This is a genomic window from Kitasatospora sp. NPDC091335, assembly GCF_044757205.1.
In the GTDB taxonomy this organism is placed as follows: Bacteria; Actinomycetota; Actinomycetes; order Streptomycetales; family Streptomycetaceae; genus Kitasatospora.
The window spans coordinates 1-1,102 of record NZ_JBIVUM010000050.1 but is presented as its reverse complement, the minus strand read 5'-3'; the positions used below and the strand labels follow the sequence as shown (position 1 = coordinate 1,102).

Below are 1,102 nucleotides of genomic sequence, written 5' to 3'. Positions count from 1 at the left end.
GGTCGGGTGTGGGGAGGTTGTTGCGGTCGATTTTGCCGTTGGGGGTGAGGGGGAGGGTGGGGAGGGTGTGGTAGTGGGTGGGGAGCATGTGGGTGGGGAGGGTGGTGGCGAGGTGGGTGCGGAGTTGGGTGGGGGTGGGTGGGGTGGTGTGGGGGGTGGTGACGGTGTGGGCGGTGAGGTGGTTGTGGTGGAGGGTGACGACGGCTTGGGTGATGGCGGGGTGGGTGCGCAGGGCGGTTTCGATTTCGCCGAGTTCGATGCGGTGGCCGTGGTGTTTGATCTGGTGGTCGGTGCGGCCGTGGTAGGTGAGGGTGCCGTCGGGGTTGTGGTGGGCTTGGTCGCCGGTGAGGTAGAGGCGGGTGCCGGGGTGTCGTGGGTCGGGGTCGGGGCGGAAGCGGTCGGCGGTGAGGGCGGGGCGGCCCAGGTAGCCGCGGGCGAGTTGGATGCCGGCGAGGGCGAGTTGGCCGGTGAGGTGGAGGGGTTGGGGGGTGAGGTGGTGGTCGAGGATGTGGGTGCGGGTGTTGGCGATGGGGCGGCCGATGGTGACGGGTCGGCCTGGGGGGCAGGGGGTGGCGGTGACGTCGACGGAGGCTTCGGTGGGGCCGTAGAGGTTGTGGAGTTCGGTGTGTCGGGTTGCGGGGTGGTGGTGGTAGGCGTCGGCGAGGTCCTGGGGGAGGGCTTCGCCGCTGCACAGGACGCGGCGTAGGGGGGTGAGGGTGGTGGTGGGTGGGAGGGTGTCGAGGAAGGCGCGGAGCATGGCGGGGACGAAGTGGGTGGTGGTGATGTGTTCGCGGGTGATGGTGTCGGCGAGGTAGGCGGGGTCGCGGTGTCCGTCGGGGCGGGCCATGACGAGGGTCGCTCCGGTGGCCAGGGGCCAGAAGAGTTCCCAGACGGACACGTCGAAGCTGTAGGGGGTTTTCTGGAGGACGCGGTCGTCGTGGTCGAGGTGGTAGGTGTCCTGCATCCAGCGCAGGCGGTTGACGATGCCGCGGTGGGTGATGACCACGCCCTTGGGCAGGCCGGTGGAACCGGAGGTGTAGATCACGTACGCCGGGTTGTCCGGGTCCACCACCGGCAGCGCACCGTCCGCGGGCACGTCGGG

The 1,102-nt window shown here is 70.2% G+C and carries 1 protein-coding gene; it reads right to left on the bottom strand.

Annotated features, from left to right (window positions below; genetic code table 11):
• Positions 1-1,102: amino acid adenylation domain-containing protein (locus tag ACIQOW_RS39685; protein WP_401092861.1), on the bottom strand; the 1,102-nt coding region annotated here is incomplete at both ends.